Source organism: Streptomyces sp. NPDC005963 (assembly GCF_040638655.1).
Taxonomy (GTDB): Bacteria; Actinomycetota; Actinomycetes; order Streptomycetales; family Streptomycetaceae; genus Streptomyces.
On record NZ_JBEXVD010000017.1, the window covers coordinates 151,553 to 171,258 of the forward strand.

Here is a 19,706-nt window from a genome sequence, read left to right on the forward strand (position 1 = left end):
CGCACACCACGAAAACGGTCGGGCCGGACATCTCAACGATGTCCGGCCCGACCACACGTACTCGTGGGGCACCCGGGGCGGCCCCGGGAGCGTCCCTACTTCTTGCGACGACGCCCCGAGCTGCGCTGCGCCTTGCGGCGCTCCGCCCTCGTCATGCCGTCCGACTCAGCCCGCGCGGGCTGTCCGTCGTTGGTGAAGTCCCCTTCGACGACACCGCCCTCTCCGTCGACCGTGGGTGCGGAGAAGTGCAGACGGTTCGGACGCTGCGGAGTCTCCAGACCCTTCGCCCGGATCTCGGGGCGGGCGGCGGGCACAGTCTTGTCGAGCGACGTGCGCTGCGCCGAGTCCTCCACCGGCACCTCCTCGACCTGCTGCTCGACCTGGACCTCCAGGTTGAACAGATAGCCGACGGACTCCTCCTTGATGCCGTCCATCATCGCGGTGAACATGTCGAAGCCCTCGCGCTGGTACTCCACCAGGGGGTCCTTCTGCGCCATCGCGCGCAGGCCGATGCCCTCCTGGAGGTAGTCCATCTCGTAGAGGTGCTCACGCCACTTGCGGTCGAGGACCGAGAGCACCACACGCCGCTCCAGCTCTCGCATGATCTCGGAGCCGAGCTGCTTCTCCCGCTCGTCGTACTGCTCGTGGATGTCGTCCTTGATGGACTCGGCGATGAACTCGGCCGTGATTCCGACCCGGTCGCCGGCCGCTTCCTCCAGCTCCTCGATGCTCGCCTTCACCGGGTAGAGCTGCTTGAAGGCGCCCCACAGCCGGTCGAGGTCCCACTCCTCGGCAAAGCCCTCAACGGTCTCGGCCTGGATGTAGGCGTCGATGGTGTCGTCCATGAAGTGACGGATCTGCTCGTGCAGGTCCTCGCCCTCCAGGACACGGCGACGCTCGGCGTAGATCACCTTGCGCTGGCGGTTGAGCACGTCGTCGTACTTCAGGACGTTCTTGCGCGTCTCGAAGTTCTGCTGCTCGACCTGCGACTGCGCGGAAGCGATGGCCCGGGTGACCATCTTGTTCTCGATCGGAACGTCGTCCGGCACATTGGCCATGGCCATCACGCGCTCGACCATCTGCGCCTTGAACAGACGCATCAGGTCGTCACCCAGCGAGAGGTAGAAACGGGACTCGCCCGGGTCTCCCTGGCGACCGCTACGACCGCGCAGCTGGTTGTCGATGCGGCGTGACTCATGGCGCTCGGTACCCAGCACATAGAGCCCACCGAGGTCCTTGACCTCCTCGAACTCCGCCTTGACGGCCTGCTCGGCCTTCTCCAGGGCGGAGGGGAGGGCCGCGGCCCACTCCTCGACGTGCTCGACCGGGTCGAGGCCCTGCTGGCGCAGCTCCGCCTCGGCGAGGTCGTCGGGGTTGCCGCCGAGCTTGATGTCTGTACCACGGCCGGCCATGTTCGTGGCGACGGTGACGGCACCCTTGCGGCCCGCCTGGGCGACGATGATCGCTTCCCGGTCGTGCTGCTTGGCGTTGAGCACCTCGTGCTGGATGCCGCGCTTGTTGAGCTGCTGCGAGAGGTACTCGGACTTCTCGACCGAAGTGGTGCCGACCAGGATCGGCTGCCCCTTCTCGTGCTTCTCCTCGATGTCGTCGACCACGGCGGCGAACTTGGCGACCTCGGTGCGGTAGATGAGGTCGGACTGGTCCTTGCGGACCATCGGTCGGTTCGTCGGGATCGGAACGACACCGAGCTTGTAGATCTGGTGGAACTCGGCCGCTTCCGTCATCGCGGTACCGGTCATTCCGGAGAGCTTGCCGTAGAGGAGGAAGAAGTTCTGGAGGGTGATCGTGGCGAGGGTCTGGTTCTCGTCCTTGATATCCACCCCTTCCTTCGCCTCGATCGCCTGGTGCATGCCCTCGTTGTAGCGGCGGCCGGCGAGGATTCGACCGGTGTGCTCGTCGACGATCATGACTTCGCCGTCGATGACGACGTAGTCCTTGTCCTTCTTGAAGAGTTCCTTGGCCTTGATCGCGTTGTTCAGATAGCCGACCAGGGGGGTGTTCACCGACTCGTAGAGGTTGTCGATGCCCAGCCAGTCCTCGACCTTGGCGACGCCGGACTCATGGATCGCGACGGTCCGCTTCTTCTCGTCGACCTCGTAGTCGCCGGTCTCCTCGATCCCCTTGAGGGGGTTGCCGGGCTCGCCCTTGGTCAGGCGCTTCACCAGCTTCGCGAAGTCTCCGTACCACTTGGTGGCCTGGTCGGCGGGTCCGGAAATGATCAACGGCGTACGGGCTTCGTCGACGAGGATCGAGTCGACCTCGTCGACGACGGCGAAGTTGTGGCCGCGCTGGACCAGCTCGTCCTGCGACCAGGCCATGTTGTCGCGCAGGTAGTCGAAGCCGAACTCGTTGTTCGTGCCGTAGGTGATGTCACAGGCGTACTGCTCGCGCCGCTGCGCGGGCGTCATGTTCGCCAGGATGCAGCCGACGGACAGTCCCAGGAACTTGTGGACGCGGCCCATCATCTCGGAGTCGCGCTCGGCCAGGTAGTCGTTGACCGTGATCAGGTGCACGCCCTTGTTGGAGAGCGCGTTCAAGTACGTGGGAAGGGTGCCGACGAGGGTCTTGCCCTCACCGGTCTTCATCTCGGCGACATAGCCGAGGTGCAGCGCGGCGCCACCCATCAGCTGTACGTCGTAGTGACGCTGGCCGAGCACGCGCTTGGCTGCCTCGCGGACGGTGGCGAACGCCTCAGGAAGCAGGTCGTCGAGGCTTTCGCCGTCGGCGTAACGCTCCTTGTACTCTTCCGTGAGCGCCCGCAACTCGGCGTCGGAGAGGCTGACGAAGTCCTCTTCGATGGAGTTGACCTGGTCCGCAATGCGGTGCAGTTTGCGCAGGATCTTGCCTTCGCCTGCACGCATGAGCTTGTTGAAGACGGACACTGAGGCTGGTCTCCTTGCCGATCGGGCCTGGCTAGGTCGTGATGGACACTGGCACGGGCACGGCAGGCGGGCCCCACCGCAACGGCCATCGTAAGCGAGGACCGCACCGGGTCGGGAGGTCCACGGTCGGCAGGGCTCGCTGTTACCCGCATGAAGAACGCACGGGATGCGCGGAAGGTGCCGGTGAGGCGTGAAAAGTGCTCGCATCCGTCCGGTGCCCCCAGCAGAATCCGGCCATGGACCCCATCACACTCACCACCGAGCGCCTCCTGCTACGGACCTTCACGGCCGACGACACCGACGCGGTCCACCAGGCGTGCCAGGACCCGGACATCCAACGCTGGACCACGGTGCCTTCCCCGTACGCCCGCGAACACGCCGCCGAGTTCACCGAACAGATGGTGCCCGAGGGCTGGGCCAACGGCACGATGTGCACCTTCGCCGTACTGCCGCGGACCGGCGGACCGCTGATGGCCTCGATCGCCGTCACCCTGCGCACCTACTCGGGCACGTGGGAGATCGGCTTCTGGACGACCAAGGAGCACCGCGGGCGTGGAGTCATGACGGAGAGCGTCGCCGCCCTCGCCCACTGGACCTTCACCCGGCTCGGCGCGACCCGGCTGGAGTGGCGGGCCGAGGTGGGGAACACGGGATCGCGTGCGGTCGCCGAGAAGGCCGGATTCACGATCGAGGGCACCCTGCGGGCCGCCCTGATGAACAAGGACACGTTGCGGGACACGTGGGTGGGCTCGCTGCTTCCCTCAGACCTGGGGCTGACCAGCACGTACGCCTATCTTCCCGCCCCACGGTGACCGCATCCGCAGCCCGAGCGCACCACGGTTCCATCATGGTCGACCTATCGACTCCCGCGGCTCCATGACGGAAGACGGAGTCCTCGGATGTCAGTGCCCGCGTCTATCGTGCGGAGCATGACCATGCTGCCGTCGCCCGCCGCCGACCTCTCCGCCGACGAGGCGCGCCGGATAGCGCTGCGCGCCCAAGGGTTCCTGGGTGCGCCCGACCGCCGGGCCGGAGTGCGCGGTGTGTTGCGGCACCTGGGCGCCGTGCAACTGGACACCATCTCGGTGCTGGCGCGCTCGCACGAGCTGATCCCGTACGCGCGCCTGGGCGCGGTGGACCGCCGGACCGTCGAGGACGCGTACTGGACGGACGGCCACAGCTTCGAGTACTGGTCACACGCCGCCTGCATCCTGCCCGTGGAGGAGTGGCCCTACTTCGGGTTCCGTCGCCGTGCCTACCGTGCCCGCCCGCCGTGGCACCACGACCTTCCGGACGGCGCCTACGAAACGGTGATCAAGCAGCTCCAGACGGAGGGGCCCTTGACCGCGACCGAGCTGGGGGGCGCGAAGAACGGCGGGGAGTGGTGGGACTGGTCCGCCTCCAAGGTCGCCGTGGAGCGGGCCCTGATGTACGGCGAGGTGGTCTGCACCGAGCGGCGCGGCTGGAAGCGGGTCTACGACCTCGCGGAGCGGGCGATCCCGGATGAGTTCCTCGGCATGGAGCTGAGCGATTCGGAGTGTCTGCGCCGCCTCGTCCGGCTCGCCGGGGAAGCGCTCGGAGTGGGGACGAGGGCGGACATCGCGGACTATCACCGGTTGAAGGGCGAGCAGTTCGATGCGGTCATCGCCGAGACCGGTCTGGTGCCGGTCACGGTGGAGGGCTGGACGAAGCCCGCATGGGCGGATCCCCGAGCCCTGGCCACGGTGCCTCGGGGGCGGCACCGGACCACCCTGCTCTCCCCGTTCGACTCTCTGATCTGGGAACGTGCCCGTACGGAACGCATCTTCGGCTTCACCCACCGCCTTGAGGCGTACGTACCGAAACCGAAGCGGGTGTACGGCTACTTCGCGATGCCGCTGCTGGCGGGCGGGCGACTGCTGGGCCGGGTGGACCCCGCCCGTGAGGGCACCACGCTCGTCGCGAGGCAGGTCTCGCTGGAATCGCCCAAAGCCGTGGCCCCCATGGCACAGGCGTTGCGGGAGGCGGCCGGGTGGGTGGGCTGTGACAGCGTGCGGGTGGAGCGGGTGGACAGCGCGGAGCTCGCCCCCGCCCTCATCTCGGCCCTCGGCTGAGGCCCTGGTTCGGCTTGGTTCCGTCCTGACTCGGCAGGGAACCTTCGGGAGAGAACGGTGCTCGTGAGGACTCATGGCCGCCGATCTCTCAGGCACCCAGGGTCATGACCGCCCGTCAAGGCCGTCGACGCGCCCGTCGGGGCATACGAATCCGTACGGCCAGCAGGGCGCGCCGGCCGCTAGCGGATCTCCAGGATCTTCTCGCGCATCGCGTAGACCACGGCTTCCATCCGCGAGTGCAGTTGGAGCTTCTCCAGGATGTTGCGCACGTGATTCTTCACCGTGTTCTCGGAGATGAACAACTCTTTCGCGATGTCGCGGTTGTTCATCCCGGTGGCGACCAGTTTGAGGACTTCGAGCTCACGATCGGTCAACCGGGGCGCCGGGACCAGACGACGCTCATCGGTGCGCTGGATCATCGACTTGAACTCGGTCAGGAGCTTTGACGCCATCGACGGACTGATCTGGGACTGTCCATCGGCAACGGCACGGATCGCGGTCGCCACTTCGTCCGTGGAGATCTCTTTGAGGAGGTAGCCGGTGGCCCCCGCCTTGATGGCGTCGTAGAGATCGGCCTCCTCGTCGCTGATCGTCAGCATGATGATCTTCGCGCTCGGGGCCACCTCCTTGATGGAGGTACAGGCTTCGATACCGCCTCGACGCGGCATCCTCACATCCATCAACACGATGTCGGGCAGCAGGTCAGCGGCCTTGTCCACCGCTTCTGCACCGTCTCCCGCCTCGCCGACGACCTGGATGTCCTCCTCCTGGGCGAGGACGATCTCCAGCCCTCTCCGGAAGAGCGCATGGTCGTCCACCACGAGGACCCGGATCGGCTCGCCGCGGGAGCTGCCCGCGGCGGCCGGGTCGGCCCCGGCGACTCTGTCTCCGGCGTCGGCCGTGTGGTCGTGCACCGGCCCGAAGCTGTGCGCCATCGTTCCTCCCCCTGAAGGCAGTGGCCTGAAGGGCATGTCAGGTTGACCAACACCAGTGCATGGCGCACCGGTTGGCACTACACCGCCATGCTTTCATGCCCGGACCGCGAAACGGTGATCCTTTGGGTCGCACAGTGGTGCCCCTGACGGCGCACGGGGCGCTTCAGGGGCACCACGACTCCTGTTCAAAAGGGGAACGGCCGGGTCAGCCGCCGAGCGCACCTCCGGCGCCGCCGCCCTGGTCAGTGCCTGCCAAGGGGTCCGTCTCCAGGTGGATGACGCCGTAGTCGTAGGCGTGTCGTCGGTAGACGACACTGGGCTGCTTCGTCTCAGAGTCGACGAAGAGATAGAAGTCGTGCCCGACCAGCTCCATCTCGTAGAGCGCTTGGTCGAGTGTCATGGGTGCCGCCGTGTGGACCTTCTCGCGAACCACCAGCGGTCCTTCGCCCTGCACTTCGAGCGAGCCGATCTTGGTGGTGGGAATGGTCTCCGGCACCTCGGGTGCCGGGGGGCGGCCATTGGCGTCCAGTTCAGCAACGCCGGGAACCACATCCGCCACTTCGGCCGCCGACAGTCGTCCGTTGCCACGGCGGGTGTGGCGCTTGTCGTGCTGCTTGCGCAGCCGCGCCTCCAATTTGCCCGTGGCGAGGTCGAGAGCGGCATACGGGTCACCGGCCGCGGCCTCCGCACGGATCACAGGACCCCGGGAGTGAAGGGTGATCTCCACGCGGTCAGAACGCTCTGCCTGCCGCGGGTTGGGCTCCTTGGACACCTCAACGTCCAGGCTGATCACCTTGGCGTCGAGCTTCTGGATCTTGTCCAGCTTCAGCTTCTCGGCCACGTGCTTGCGGAACCGCTCGGGTACCTCGGTCTTGCGGCCCTTGACGACGATGTCCACGCAGAACTCCGTTCCCGGATTGCTCCGCTCGCTCATCAGCTGCGGAGCGTCTCCCTCTTGCACCAGACCTCGGTGATTACCGAAGTCTCGGACTAGGCGACTTTCACCTCCTCCTCCCCAGTCGACAAGATCCCCACCCCATCAACTTTCGAGGTTTCTCGTTGCCCCGAATCCCTGGCCAGAAGCCCGGCAGTGCATTCGATGGGGTACGGCCTCCTTATTCGCACGTCCTCACAACCGAACATAGCTCGATCGGACGGGTCTCGGCACCCGCTACCAGCGCGTACCTCCGTTTCAAGGTCTTTCATCTCTTACTACCTGCAACGTTGCGCGTACCCGATCAGTTCCGTTCTATTTCCAAGGAAACCGCTGGTGCCGCAACAACCGCCGCGCACGGCTGTGTGAATCCAGAAAGTGCCCCCGTATCCCCGGTCTCAATCCTGTGCTCATCCGTCGATCCTCCCCTCCTGCTCCTTCGCATCTCGCCCCGGACCCACGGCTCACTGGAAGACCCCGAGGGGGCCGCGCCGGAGACGTTTCCCCTTGGGGCGGGGAACCCGTCCGGGCGCTCGGCCTCACACTGCGGCCCGGACGACAGCACCCCACCCATAGACCGACTGATGACCCTCGCCCCTTCGGCCAGGGAGGCACCCGTAGTCATCACGTCATCCACCAGCACCGCTCTGCCCCCTGCCAGGAGCCGCCGGGCGCCCGGGACCAGCTCCAGTGCCCCCGCGAGATTCTGGGCCCGCTGCGCGGCTGTCAGGCCGGCCTGATCAAGGACTTCCCGCTGTTGGCGAAGTACCGGAAGAACCCGTGCTTCACATCCCCCGCGACGCAGCTCCCGCGCAGCGGCCAGGGCGATACGCCGGGTCGGGTCGTGGCCCCTGGCCCGCACCGCACGCCGGGCTGACGGCACGGGTACGAGAAGCAATGGCCCGACCGCACCCCGACCCGTCAGAGCGACAGCGCTCACGGCCCCCGCCAGGGCGAGGCCGAGCGGATGGGCCAGCCCCAAGGCCCCCCGCTCCTTGTGCGCAATGAGGAGCGCACGCACCTCATCGGCGTACGGCGCAGCCGCGTACACCGCAGGCAGACCCCTGGGCTCGGGGGTCGGCCTGGCACGGCGCGCAGCGGAGCCGTACAGCTCATGCGCGCACTCTTCGCACAGCGGCGTGCGGGGAGCACCACAGCCACCGCAGACGGCCGGCAGCACCAGGCCCGCGATCTCCTGCCACCACCCCCGCATGTCCCCACTGTGCCAAGGTCTCCGCGCCCCCGCCACCCCTGTGGATAACTCACCCAGTGATGCTCTGAGCTGCACATTTACTCAGAATGCATGACCCTGATGAATGAGGAGCACCGCGCACTGACCTACACCAGGCGCCCGGTCAACCGGGGTAGACGGGATGCGAGCCGGCCCCCTTGATCACCACCGTCTGCCAGCCCGACCCGGCGGGGAGCCGCACGATGCCGTCCCCGGACAGGGCCACCAAGGGACGCTGCTCGTCGTCGGATGCGGTAACCGCCGTCACGCTGTTCAACCCCGGCAGCACCGCAGAAGGCGAGCTGAAGCCGTTCGTCTGGATATAGCGCACCTGCTGGACTCCACCGGCTTCCTTGCCCACCACCACCAGGCGGCTGGGTCCGGCCCAGGAAACCGAGGTCACCGTCTCCATCTGGGGTGCTGCCGGACGGAGGTCGGCGACGGTGACCACCGGTGCGCTCTTGGGCCCCTTGCGCTCCACCCGGCCGATCTTCAGAGTCGTAGCGCCGCGCTCCTTCAACAGCAGGGCGATCCGCGTACCGTCCACGGAGACCTTCAGGGACTCGATCCGCGCGCCGTCGAGCCCCGGGGCGATGTTGACGGGTACGGGTGCGGTGGCGCCGCCCACGGACATCAGCAGCCGTGGATGCGCCGGGTCCCGGTCAGCGACCCACAGATCGCCGCGCCCGTCCCAGCTGGGGGCCGACAGCCGCTCGTCCCGACCCTTGCCCTTGCTCTGGACGAGCGTGGTCGCCGGGGCGTCGATCGAGGTGATCGGCGCGACGAACAGCTGACGAGCGTCCTGCGCGACCGCGGCTGCGATGGTCTCGTCACGGGCGACGGCAATCGGTCCCAGCGGCAACTGCCCCGCCCCCAGCGCCCCAGGTACGGGCTCGGGGGCCTCCTTCGCGTCGTCGGGCAGTAGGGCGAGGCGGCTCTTCTGGTCAACGAAGTACTGGTTGCCCGCCCGGGCGGCCGAGTGATCCGGCGCGTACCCGTCCTGCTGACCACTGTCGAGCACGCACAGTTGAGTGCCGTCGGAGCGCTGGAGCTCCACCTGGCCGATCCTCGTGGACGACAGGTCCTTGAGGGTGAAGAGGATCTGCGCAGCCATCTTGTTGCACTCCGGACGCCCGACGCCCGACGCTTTCTTGTTCAGCGGCACCTTCAACGCGTTCCGGTCGTCGATGGTCAACGACTTGACGCCTTCCTTCAGCGTCGTACCAGCCGGGAAGAACGATTCGACGACGGGCTTCAACCAGTTCGTCGGACCGTCGAGCAGGGCTTTGACCGACTGGGTCACCGGGTCCATCAAGGTCACCGGGTCCATCCGCTGACGGATGAAGATCGGGTCGGCGACGCGGTTGTTGCGCCCGGCGGCAAAGTAGTACTTGTTCACCGGAAGGTAGTTGCGCTGGAAGTCGGAGGCGCCGAGCACCAGGCCCGGAGGCAGGTTGTCGATGCGCCACTCCGGTCCCTCGGGGCCGTTCTGCGTGGAGAGGTGGATCGTCACCCGGTAGTCCGCCGGAGTGATCGCCTGGTAGGCGTGCTGGGCGTCCACGGCCGCGATCTGCTGTCCGAGCAGTGGGAAGTCCACTCCCGGGTTCTCGGGGGGACCCTGGATCGCATCGCCCAGATTGGGCGCCGAGGCCAGGACGATCGTCTGTGCCTCCGGCCGCCACTCCTTGGCCATGCCCGCGGAGAGATAAGTCCTCGCGGTGGCGAAGTTGGCGTCGTCGCTGGTCATCGCTTCGAGGAAACCGGCGACTATCTCACCGGGCTGAGCACCCGGCCGCGGCGGTACGGCGTCCACCCTGACTTGGGAGTCCGCACGCGGCGATGCCTTCACGGCACGAACGTCCCCGCTCTCGGGCATCGATGCGCACCCCGCGAGCAACATGCTGCCGCTACCGAGCACCACGCCGAGACGCAGCGTTCCGCGACGGCTCTTGCCTTGGCGTTCAACGCCCACGAGTCGTGTCCTCCTGGTCCGCGAACGTCTCCGCTGCGGCATCTTCCTGGCGCCCGCCTGCGGGGCGCGCCACCACCCGCGCGCCGCTTCCCGGCAGGGCAGCCGGATCGACCCCTGCGGGCGCGGTCCTCGGCGGCGGAGGTACCCGAGATGGTACGGACAACGGCGAGTGCGACGAGGCCGCCTGGGCGGGCAGGGGCGTCGACGAGCGTCCGTTCACCTTCGACTCCACGCCGTCGGCACGTGCGGTCACGGCCCGCTCACGGTTCTGGCGCGAGTCCTCGGGCTCCAGCGGTATCGGTGACCCGCGCAGCGGCTCGTCCGCCGTACGGGGCAGGGTCAACCGGAACTGGGAGCCTCCGCCCGGCTCGCCCCACGCCTGGAGCCAGCCGCCGTGCAGTCGAGCGTCCTCCACGGCGATGGAGAGGCCGAGCCCGGTGCCCCCGGTGGTGCGCGCCCTCGCGGGGTCGGCCCGCCAGAAGCGGTTGAACACCCGGGTGGCCTCGCCCGGCTTGAGTCCGACGCCGTAGTCCCGCACCGCGATCGCGACGGCTCCGCCCGCGACCGCCATCCGCACGACAACGTCACGGCCTTCCCCGTGCTCCACGGCGTTGACCACGAGATTCCGCAGCACCCGCTCTACCCTGCGGGCATCGGCCTCCGCCACCACGGGTTGCTCGTCACCGATCACGCGTATGCGCGTGCCCTTGCGGTCGGCCAGTGGCTCTGCCCCACCGATCACTCGACGAACGACCTCGCGCAGGTCTATGGCCTCCGCCTCCAGGGCAGCCGCCCCCGCGTCGAAGCGACTGATCTCCAGCAGATCGGAGAGCAGCGACTCAAAGCGGTCCAACTGGTCGCCCAGCAGTTCCGCGGAGCGGGCGGTCACCGGATCGAAGTCGCTCCGGGCCTCGTGGATCACATCCGCAGCCATGCGGACCGTCGTCAAGGGGGTGCGCAGTTCGTGGGAGACGTCCGAGACAAAGCGGCGCTGCATCCGTGACAACTCCTCCAGCTGCTGGATCTTGAGCTGGAGGTTCTGGGCCATCTTGTTGAAGGCTTCGCCGAGTCGCGCGATGTCGTCCTCGCCCGTGACCTTCATCCGCTCCTGGAGCCGCCCGGCCGAGAGCCGTTCGGCGATTCCCGCGGCCATCCGCACGGGCGTGACGATCTGCCGGACCACCAACCAGGCGATCGCTCCGAGCAGGACCACGACGAACAGACCGGCGGTCGCCAGAGTGCCCCTGACGAGGTTCAGGGACTGCTGCTCCTGCGCGAGCGGGAAGAGGTAGTACAGCTCGTACGGATTGTTCTCGATGTCGGTGAGCCGCGTGCCGACGACGAGCCCTGCCTGCGGTTCGCGTTCGTCGTCCTTGTACTTGATCTGGATGTAGGTCTCGTACGTTCCCGTGCTCTGACCGACGGTGGTGCGGAGCGTTTCGGGGATGGAGGCGACGTCGACGCCGCCGGAGGTGCGAGGACCGTGGTTGGGGCCGCCCTCACCGGCGGATTCGGGACTCAGCGCGACCACGTTGAACGCGCCCTGGCCACCGCTGGCGAGTTGTTCCACCAGATCGGACCGCCAGGAACTGGTGGCGGCCTGCCCGTCGCCGTCCGCGCCACCCGGGCCGGGCCCGAGCAGCGCGTTGGCCCGCTCCCGGGCCACGGCGAACCCGCCGGCGGCCTGGCTCTGGGCTGCTTTGCCCTTCGCGTCGAGCAGACCGTTGCGCACCTGCCCGATCACGACGAATCCGAGCAGGACGACCACGCCCAGTGACATCAGCAGGGTGGTGACCACGATCCGGAGCTGGATGTTCCGACGCCAGAGCCGTACTGCCGGCAGCAGCGGACGCCGCACCCAGCGCATGAGGAGACGCACCAGAAGACGTCCGGGCTCACCGTCCCGATCCGACCGGCCGCCTTGCAGCAACCGGCCGATTCGCGACGGCCATGATTCCGTTCCGGCAGTCCGCCCCGTACGGACTCCCGGCTGCCCGGGCGGCGGAGCGACACTGCCGTGAGGCATATCAGCTCGGCCCGGCCTTGTAACCGACACCACGGACGGTCACCACGATCTCCGGACGCTCAGGATCCTTCTCCACCTTGGAGCGCAGCCGCTGTACGTGGACGTTCACCAGCCTGGTGTCAGCCGCGTGACGGTAGCCCCACACCTGCTCCAGCAGGACCTCACGGGTGAACACCTGCCACGGCTTGCGGGCGAGCGCGACGAGGAGGTCGAACTCAAGCGGGGTGAGTGCGATCGACTGGCCTTCCCGCTTCACCGAGTGGCCGGCCACGTCGATGACGAGGTCCCCGATGGCCAACTGCTCGGGTGCGGGCTCCTCCGACCTGCGCAGCCTCGCCCTGATCCTGGCCACCAGCTCCTTCGGTTTGAACGGTTTGATGATGTAGTCATCGGCACCGGACTCAAGGCCCACGACGACGTCCACCGTGTCGCTCTTGGCGGTGAGCATCACGATCGGCACGCCGGACTCGGCCCTGATCAGACGGCAGACTTCAATGCCGTCCCGCCCGGGGAGCATGAGGTCCAGCAGTACAAGATCCGGCTTGGCTTCACGGAAAGCGGCAAGTGCCTTGTCACCGTCCGCTACAAAAGACGGCTCGAAACCTTCACCACGCAGCACAATCCCGAGCATCTCGGCCAGTGCGGTGTCGTCATCGACGACAAGGACTCGTCCCTTCATAAACGACATCATCCCATTAGCTAATCGTTACCTGGCGTGACCTGACACACAGCTCCGCAATTCCGTCCCCGGTGACGGGGGACAACACCCCCGACTCGGTGACGATTGCCGTCACCAGCTCGGGCGGTGTGACATCAAACGCAGGGTTGTACGCAGGTGTCCCCAGCGGCGCCACTGACCTTCCCACGGCCGCCCCCGGCCCGGCGGACGACAGCTGCGGGGCAGCCACGTCCGTCACCTCGTGGCTGGACCGCTGTTCCACCTCGATCCCGGCTCCGTCCGGCGTATCCAGGTCGATCGTCGTCGTGGGTGCGACGACCACGAACGGCACATGGTGGTAGCTGGCCAGGACGGCGAGCGGGTAGCTTCCGACCTTGTTGGCCACCGAGCCGTCCGCGGCTATGCGGTCGGCACCGATCAGCACGGCATCGACCTCGCCGGCCGCGAAGAGCGAACCCGCTGCATTGTCGGTGAGCAGGGTGTACGCCAGTCCGTTGCGCGCCGCCTCGTAGGCGGTCAATCGCGACCCTTGCAGCAAGGGCCGCGTCTCGTCCACCCACAGTCTGCGCAATCGACCCTCACGATGGGCGGCGAGCGCCACGGCGAACGCGGTCCCCTCGCCGCCGGAGACCAATGCTCCGGTATTACAGTGAGTGAGAATCCGGTAGCTGCCCCCCGCCGTCAGTTCATCGAGCAGTGCGAGCCCGTGCCTGGCCATGCTGGCGCTGGCCTCCGCGTCCTGCTGGTGCAGCTTCCTGGCTTCCGCGAGCGCCGCCCGAGCCGGCTCCACGTCGCCGGTCACAGCCGCCGCGCGATGGGCGGCCACGGCCCGTCGTACCCCGTAGGCCAGATTCACCGCGGTGGGCCGCGAGTGCTCCAGCAACGACGCGGCCTCCTCGACGTCGTACCCACGTGCGGCGGCGAGCGCCACGCCATAAGCACCGGTGATGCCCAGAAGCGGAGCTCCCCGTACGGCGAGCGACCTGATCGCCTGCACCAACGCAGGCACATCGGTACAGACCAGTTCGATCTCCTCGACGGGCAGCCGCGTCTGGTCGAGAAGCACCACCACGGGCCCGTCGGGCGACTCGTCCCAACGGACCACGGAGAGCCTGGGCGGTTCGCCGCGGGCCGGGTTTTGCGCGTACTGATCAGCCATCCGCCCAGTCTGCCTGGTGAGGCACCGACATTGAAGGAGAGAAGGAGATACGGGGGCCCACCCGTCGAACGGTCCCGCGTGGCACGATGGCTGCCTGCCTGCCGAACTGATACGCGGACAGGCCCTGCGCACGAGCCGGCTCTGCAAGCCGGTCCCCAACCCGAGCCATGAGGTGGAAGACCGTGAACGACACTCCGGGCTGGGCTTCGCCCGGATCGGCTGACTCCGGCGAACAGGATGCCGGAGTACCCCGGCCCGCCGGGCCCGCCGACGAGAACGGCCCCGCTTCCAAATGGTCGACCAAACAGCCCCCGGCCGGGCAGTGGTCCGCCCCTTCCGGTCCTCCCGGGCAGAACCAGCACGGTGCCACGCCTCCGCCGGGGTGGGGTGGCCGTCCACCGCACGGCGGCTGGGGACCGCAATCCGCCGCCAAGCCGGGAGTCATCCCCCTGCGCCCGCTGGGCGTCGGTGAGATCCTCGACGGCGCCGTCTCCACTCTGCGCGCGCACTGGCGCACGGTTCTCGGCATCACCATCACGGTCTCGGTGATCTCTCAGACCGCCACGATCCTCGGCGAGCGCTATCTGCTGCCCGAGCCGCCCGCGATCGACAAGGACGCGGACGACGCCGAGACCCTGGCAGCGGCGATCGACGCCAGTACCGCCACCCTGAGCTACACCGCCGCCGTCACGTTGATCGCCACCCTCTTCACGACAGCCCTGCTCACCGTGGTCATCAGCCGCTCGGTCCTGGGGCGTCCGGTGACGCTCGCCGAATCCTGGCGCGAGGCCCGGCCCCGACTGGCCCACCTGTTCGGGTTGACCCTTCTGCTTCCGCTGATGGCAGGCGGCATCATGTTCGTGGCCGTACTCCCCGGGCTGGTGGTGGGTGGTCAGGCCGGAGTGGCCCTCGCGGTGTTCGGAGGTCTCGTAGCCCTCCCCGCCATCGTCTGGCTGCTGATCAGATTCGCTCTCGCCTCGCCTGCGCTGATGCTGGAACGGCAGGGCGTCTTCGCCTCAATGCGCCGCTCCGCCAAACTCGTCCAGGGTGCCTGGTGGCGGACCTTCGGCATCCTCAGCCTGACCGTGGTGCTGACGCTCCTCGTATCGATGATCATCGCGATCCCGTTCAGCATGGCCGCCTTCGCCGTGGACGGAGACGGACTCAGTGGTCTCCTGACCGATGACGCCCCGGACTTCGGCTGGCCGTTCCTGATCATCACCGGCATCGGAGGGGTCATCTCCTCCTCCATCACCTATCCGATCTCCGCCGGAGTGACGGCCCTGCTCTACATCGACCAACGGATCCGCAGGGAAGCCCTGGACATCGACCTCGCCCGGGCCGCGGGCGTCCCCGGGTACGGTGACCCGTCGCTCGACAGCGGGCACAGGAGCTGATGGGGTGCTCGTCCCGCGGGGTGTGACCACGGCACGGCACCACGTCCGCGCCGGCGACGACATGCCAGTGGACACCCCCCGCACACCTGCCCGCGAAGCCGCCGAGCGGGAACTGTCCAAACCCGAGTACCACGAGAACGATCCCAACCTGCTCCAGAGGGCAATCGACCGCTTCTGGGAGTGGATCGGCGATGTGCTCACCTTCTCCGCGACCACCCCTGGCGGCATCGTCGGAGTGACCGTCATCGTTCTCGTGGTGCTCGCCCTGCTCTTCGCCCTCTGGAAGCGACTCGGGCCGCCCCATCGGGCTCTTCGTTCAACGGTTCCCCTCTTCGCGGACTCCCCGCGCAGTGCGGCTGAACACCGCGCGGCAGCCGATGCCCATGCGGCCTTGAACGAGTGGGCCCCGGCCGTCCAGGAACGCATGCGTGCCATCGTCCGCTCCCTGGAGGAACGGGCGCTGCTGGATCCGCGCCCAGGTCGAACGGCCAACGAAGCAGCCGCAGAAGCCAGCCTTTCGCTTCCGGCACACTCCCAGGGGCTGCACTTCGCCGCCACGGCGTTCGACGAGGTGACGTACGGCGGCCGTACCGGTAGCCACGACACGCACCTGCGCCTGCTGGAACTCGACACCGCCCTGGAAAGCGCCAGGCCCCGGTTGACCAGTCCCACCCACCATGAGGTCGGATGACAGGGACCACTCCGGGTACGACGTCCATGTCCCTCAGCACCCGCCAGATGTGGACCCGCACGCGTGGACTGCTGCTCGCCCTCCTGATCATCGTGGCCGGCGGCATCACCGCGGCTGCACTGCGTTCCGACGGATCGCGCGGCGTCCTCGACCCGCGCTCCGCCGAGCCCCTCGGTAGCCGTGCGATCGCCGAACTCCTCGATGACCGAGGCGTCTCCACCCAGGTCGTCACCACCCTCGATGAGGCCACCGCCGCCGCAGGTAGGGACACGACCCTGCTGGTGACGAGCCCCGACATGTTGACCGACGAGCAACAGCAAGCCCTGTACTTCGCCACTGACCCGTCCGGAGGGCGCACCCTTCTCCTGGCCCCCGGACCGGAGTCCGTCATCACACTGGCTCCGGGCGTCCACACGAACACCGCAGGGCGCGTAGCCCCCAAAGCTCCGCAGTGCACCTTCCCGGCGGCACGCAGGGCAGGCACTGCCGACCTCGGTGGAAGGAGCTACACGACCGGGACGACCGCCGGCTTCGACGGTTGTTATCCCAGCGGCAACCAGCCCACCCTGCTCCGCCTGGACGCACCCCATCAAGGCGACACCGTGCTGCTCGGCTCGGCCGACATCCTCTACAACGATCGTCTGGCGGAACACGGCAACGCCTCTCTCGCACTCCAACTCCTCGGCTCCCGCGAACATCTCGTCTGGTACCTCCCCTCACTCCACGACGGCTCCACCGGGGCACACAGCGACGACGGCAAGAGCACGTTCTTCGACCTCATCCCTCCCGGTTGGCTCTGGGCAACGCTCCAGCTCACCTTCGCAGCCGTTCTGGCTGCCGTCTGGAGAGGTCGTCGCCTTGGCCCTCTCGTCACCGAGCGACTCCCGGTGGCCGTTCGCGCCTCAGAAGCCACGGAGGGTCGCGCTCGGCTCTACCACCAGGCAAACGCCCGCGACCATGCGGCAGCCGTCCTACGGTCCGCCGCCCGAAGCCGACTGGCCACGCTCCTGAAAGTGCCCTCGTCCGAGGCCCACTCAATCGCCGTGCTGATCCCCGCTGTCGTCGCCCGCGCCGGCGCTGATACGGATCCCGCTTCTCTCCTCTTCGGCCCCGCACCGTCCGACGATGCCGGCCTCGTCCACCTGGCAGACCAACTCGACGCCCTCGAAAGAGAGGTACGACTTTCATGAGCGCCCCGACCCCCGAGGCAGCCGATCATTCGGATCGCGCCCGTGCCTCACTAGAGGCCCTGCGCACCGAAATCGCGAAGGCAGTGGTCGGCCAGGACCCAGCTGTCACAGGGCTCGTCGTCGCCCTGCTCTGCCGAGGCCACGTCCTCCTCGAAGGGGTGCCCGGCGTCGCCAAGACCCTCTTGGTTCGCGCCCTGGCCGCAACCCTGGAACTCGACACCAAGCGTGTCCAGTTCACCCCGGACCTCATGCCCAGCGACGTCACGGGTTCACTGGTCTATGACGCCCGTACCGCCGACTTCTCCTTCCAACCGGGGCCCGTGTTCACCAACCTCCTCCTCGCTGACGAAATCAACCGAACACCCCCCAAAACCCAGTCCTCGCTTCTGGAAGCCATGGAGGAACGCCAAGTCACCATCGATGGGACGGCGCGTCCGCTCCCGGAGCCCTTCCTGGTCGCCGCGACCCAGAACCCCGTCGAGTACGAAGGCACGTACCCCCTGCCCGAAGCCCAACTCGACCGCTTCCTACTGAAGCTGACGGTGCCTCTCCCCTCACGCGAGGACGAGATCCAGGTCCTGACCCGCCACTCTCAGGGCTTCGACCCACGCGACCTTCAGGCCGCCGGCCTGCGGACCGTCGCTGATGCAGCGGATCTGGAAGCGGCTCGCGCCGCTGTCGCCAAGACGGCGGTCTCAGCCGAGATCACCGGATACGTCGTCGATATTTGTCGCGCCACTCGTCAATCCCCCTCACTAGCCCTCGGCGTGTCCCCCCGAGGGGCAACAGCGCTTCTCTCCACCGCACGCGCATGGGCCTGGCTCACCGGCCGGGACTATGTGATCCCCGACGATGTGAAGGCACTGGCCCTGCCGACACTTCGTCACCGGATCCAGTTGCGGCCCGAGGCGGAGATGGAAGGGACCACCCCGGACTCGATCATCACCGCAATCCTCAGCCACGTACCCGTACCCCGCTGAGACGAGCACCATGGCCCTCACCGGACGAACTGCGCTCCTCGCCGCTCTCGGCTCTCTCCCCGTGGGCATGCTCGCGCCCAGCTGGGCCGGCATGCTTGCCGTGAACGCCCCCCTCTCACTAGCAATCTTGTGCGACTACCTCCTCGCCGCGCCAGTGCGAACGCTCCGATTCACCCGAACTGGTGATACAACTGTTCGATTGGGTGAGCAGGCCGATGTACAACTCATCGTCTCCAACCCCTCCACCAGGCCACTTCGCGCACAGGTCAGGGATGCCTGGCCACCCAGCAGTTGGACCCCGGGTACGGAGCAGGCAGCGTCTCGGAAACGGCTGAGGGTCCCGGCAGGTGAGCGACGGCGTCTCAGCACCGCCCTCCGTCCGACGCGCCGTGGCGACCGTCGAGCAGAGCTCATCACCGTCCGCTCCCACGGCCCGCTGGGTCTTGCCGCGCGGCAGGGCAACCACAGGGTCCCTTGGACGGTCCGTGTCCTTCCGCCCTTCACCAGCCGCAAGCACCTACCGTCCCGTCTCGCCCGGTTGAGGGAACTCGACGGCCGTACAAGCGCCTTGCTGCGCGGTCAGGGCACCGAATTCGACAGTCTGCGCGAGTACGTGGCAGGTGACGACACCCGCTCCATCGATTGGCGCGCAACAGCGCGACAGGCAACGCTCGCGGTCCGAACATGGCGGCCTGAGCGAGACCGTCACATTCTCATCGTCCTCGACACCGGGCGAACGTCAGCAGGGCGAGTCGGTGACGTGCCACGACTGGACGCCTCGATGGACGCTGCACTGCTCCTCACGGCTCTCGCCTCACGTGCCAGTGACCGGGTGGGACTTCTGGCGTACGCCCGTCGTGTCCGGGCCCAGGTTCTGGGGAGGTCAGCACGGGAACTCATGCCGGCGATGGTCGACGCCCTCGCACCGCTGGAGCCGGAACTCGTGGAGACCGATACCCGCGGGCTCGCCACCGCGGCCCTCAAGAGCGCGCCGAGAAGGTCGCTGATCGTGCTTCTCACCGGCCTGGACGCCGCCCCGATCGAGGAGGGGCTACTCCCTGTCCTCCCTCAGTTGGTACAGCGCCACACAGTGGTCGTCGCATCCGTCGCAGATCCAGAAGTCCAAAGAATGTCGTCGAAGCGGGGCGACGTTCGAGCGGTGTACGGGGCAGCTGCCGCACTTCAGGCTCTGGAACAGCGTCGTCGAACGGCACAGCAGCTTGAGAGGTGCGGCGTTACGGTTGTGGACGCGTCACCGGAGCTTCTTGCTCCTTCTCTCGCTGACACCTATTTGGCTTTGAAGGCAGCTGGCCGGCTCTAGGGTCCGCTCAGGACTGCACTCAAGATCCACCACATAACCAGGCCAGTCCCCCACTCGCCATAAAACCCCATGGCGACTGTCACCAGCACAGGGAAAATACGGGTGAAACGCAAAATGGGCCCTGTACCGTCACGGTACAGGGCCCATCTCGCAATAATTGTTCGGCGGCGTCCTACTCTCCCACAGGGTCCCCCC

Annotated in this window: 14 protein-coding genes; 7 read left to right on the plus strand and 7 right to left on the minus strand. The window is 67.5% G+C overall.

Annotated features, from left to right (window positions below):
- Positions 1 to 95 precede the first annotated feature (95 nt).
- Positions 96 to 2,903, minus strand: a complete 2,808-nt coding sequence (gene secA / locus ABZ348_RS22535) for a preprotein translocase subunit SecA (RefSeq protein ID WP_358935704.1) — start codon at positions 2,901 to 2,903, stop codon at positions 96 to 98.
- A 236-nt stretch (positions 2,904 to 3,139) separates the two neighbouring features.
- Here secA and ABZ348_RS22540 point away from each other — a divergent pair, with 236 nt between their 5' ends.
- Both ABZ348_RS22540 and ABZ348_RS22545 read left to right on the plus strand, forming a co-directional pair.
- Positions 3,140 to 3,715: a GNAT family N-acetyltransferase gene (locus ABZ348_RS22540; RefSeq protein ID WP_358935706.1), complete on the plus strand. Its 576-nt coding sequence runs from the start codon at positions 3,140 to 3,142 to the stop codon at positions 3,713 to 3,715.
- Positions 3,716 to 3,832: 117 nt separating this feature from the next.
- The gene (locus ABZ348_RS22545; protein WP_358935708.1) at positions 3,833 to 4,996 is read left to right on the plus strand and encodes a crosslink repair DNA glycosylase YcaQ family protein; all 1,164 of its coding nucleotides are present in this window, start codon (positions 3,833 to 3,835) and stop codon (positions 4,994 to 4,996) included.
- A 179-nt stretch (positions 4,997 to 5,175) separates the two neighbouring features.
- On the opposite strand, the gene ABZ348_RS22550 is transcribed toward ABZ348_RS22545, so the two are convergent.
- The 6 genes from ABZ348_RS22550 to mtnA form a co-directional block, all read right to left on the minus strand.
- Positions 5,176 to 5,931, minus strand: coding sequence for a response regulator transcription factor (locus ABZ348_RS22550; RefSeq protein WP_358935709.1), 756 nt, complete (start codon positions 5,929 to 5,931; stop codon positions 5,176 to 5,178).
- A gap of 205 nt (positions 5,932 to 6,136) precedes the next feature.
- Positions 6,137 to 6,829: a ribosome-associated translation inhibitor RaiA gene (gene raiA / locus ABZ348_RS22555; protein WP_358935743.1), complete on the minus strand. Its 693-nt coding sequence runs from the start codon at positions 6,827 to 6,829 to the stop codon at positions 6,137 to 6,139.
- A 1,391-nt stretch (positions 6,830 to 8,220) separates the two neighbouring features.
- Complete coding sequence (locus ABZ348_RS22560) at positions 8,221 to 9,972, minus strand: LpqB family beta-propeller domain-containing protein (RefSeq protein WP_358935745.1); 1,752 nt, start codon at positions 9,970 to 9,972, stop codon at positions 8,221 to 8,223.
- A gap of 85 nt (positions 9,973 to 10,057) precedes the next feature.
- The gene (gene mtrB, locus ABZ348_RS22565) at positions 10,058 to 12,094 is read right to left on the minus strand and encodes an MtrAB system histidine kinase MtrB (RefSeq protein ID WP_358935710.1); all 2,037 of its coding nucleotides are present in this window, start codon (positions 12,092 to 12,094) and stop codon (positions 10,058 to 10,060) included.
- Position 12,095: 1 nt separating this feature from the next.
- The gene (mtrA, locus tag ABZ348_RS22570) at positions 12,096 to 12,785 is read right to left on the minus strand and encodes a two-component system response regulator MtrA (RefSeq protein ID WP_329019759.1); all 690 of its coding nucleotides are present in this window, start codon (positions 12,783 to 12,785) and stop codon (positions 12,096 to 12,098) included.
- 4 nt (positions 12,786 to 12,789) lie between these two features.
- A complete protein-coding gene (mtnA, locus tag ABZ348_RS22575; protein ID WP_358935712.1) occupies positions 12,790 to 13,932 on the minus strand; it encodes an S-methyl-5-thioribose-1-phosphate isomerase in 1,143 nt (380 codons plus the stop codon).
- 182 nt (positions 13,933 to 14,114) lie between these two features.
- Between mtnA and ABZ348_RS22580 the strand changes: the two genes are divergently transcribed.
- The 5 genes from ABZ348_RS22580 to ABZ348_RS22600 are packed head-to-tail and all read left to right on the plus strand — an operon-like array spanning position 14,115 to position 19,511.
- Complete coding sequence (locus ABZ348_RS22580; protein WP_358935714.1) at positions 14,115 to 15,329, plus strand: hypothetical protein; 1,215 nt, start codon at positions 14,115 to 14,117, stop codon at positions 15,327 to 15,329.
- Positions 15,330 to 15,333: 4 nt separating this feature from the next.
- Positions 15,334 to 16,020, plus strand: coding sequence for a DUF4129 domain-containing protein (locus tag ABZ348_RS22585; RefSeq protein ID WP_358935716.1), 687 nt, complete (start codon positions 15,334 to 15,336; stop codon positions 16,018 to 16,020).
- On the plus strand, positions 16,017 to 17,210 hold the full coding sequence (locus ABZ348_RS22590) for a DUF4350 domain-containing protein (protein ID WP_358935718.1): 1,194 nt from the start codon (positions 16,017 to 16,019) through the stop codon (positions 17,208 to 17,210). The genes ABZ348_RS22585 and ABZ348_RS22590 overlap by 4 nt, the downstream gene beginning before the upstream one ends.
- Complete coding sequence (locus ABZ348_RS22595; RefSeq protein WP_358935720.1) at positions 17,207 to 18,190, plus strand: MoxR family ATPase; 984 nt, start codon at positions 17,207 to 17,209, stop codon at positions 18,188 to 18,190. Before ABZ348_RS22590 ends, ABZ348_RS22595 begins: the two co-directional genes overlap by 4 nt.
- 10 nt (positions 18,191 to 18,200) lie before the next feature.
- Entirely contained in the window at positions 18,201 to 19,511 is a 1,311-nt protein-coding gene (locus ABZ348_RS22600; protein WP_358935722.1) for a DUF58 domain-containing protein, read from the plus strand.
- Positions 19,512 to 19,706: the final 195 nt, after the last annotated feature.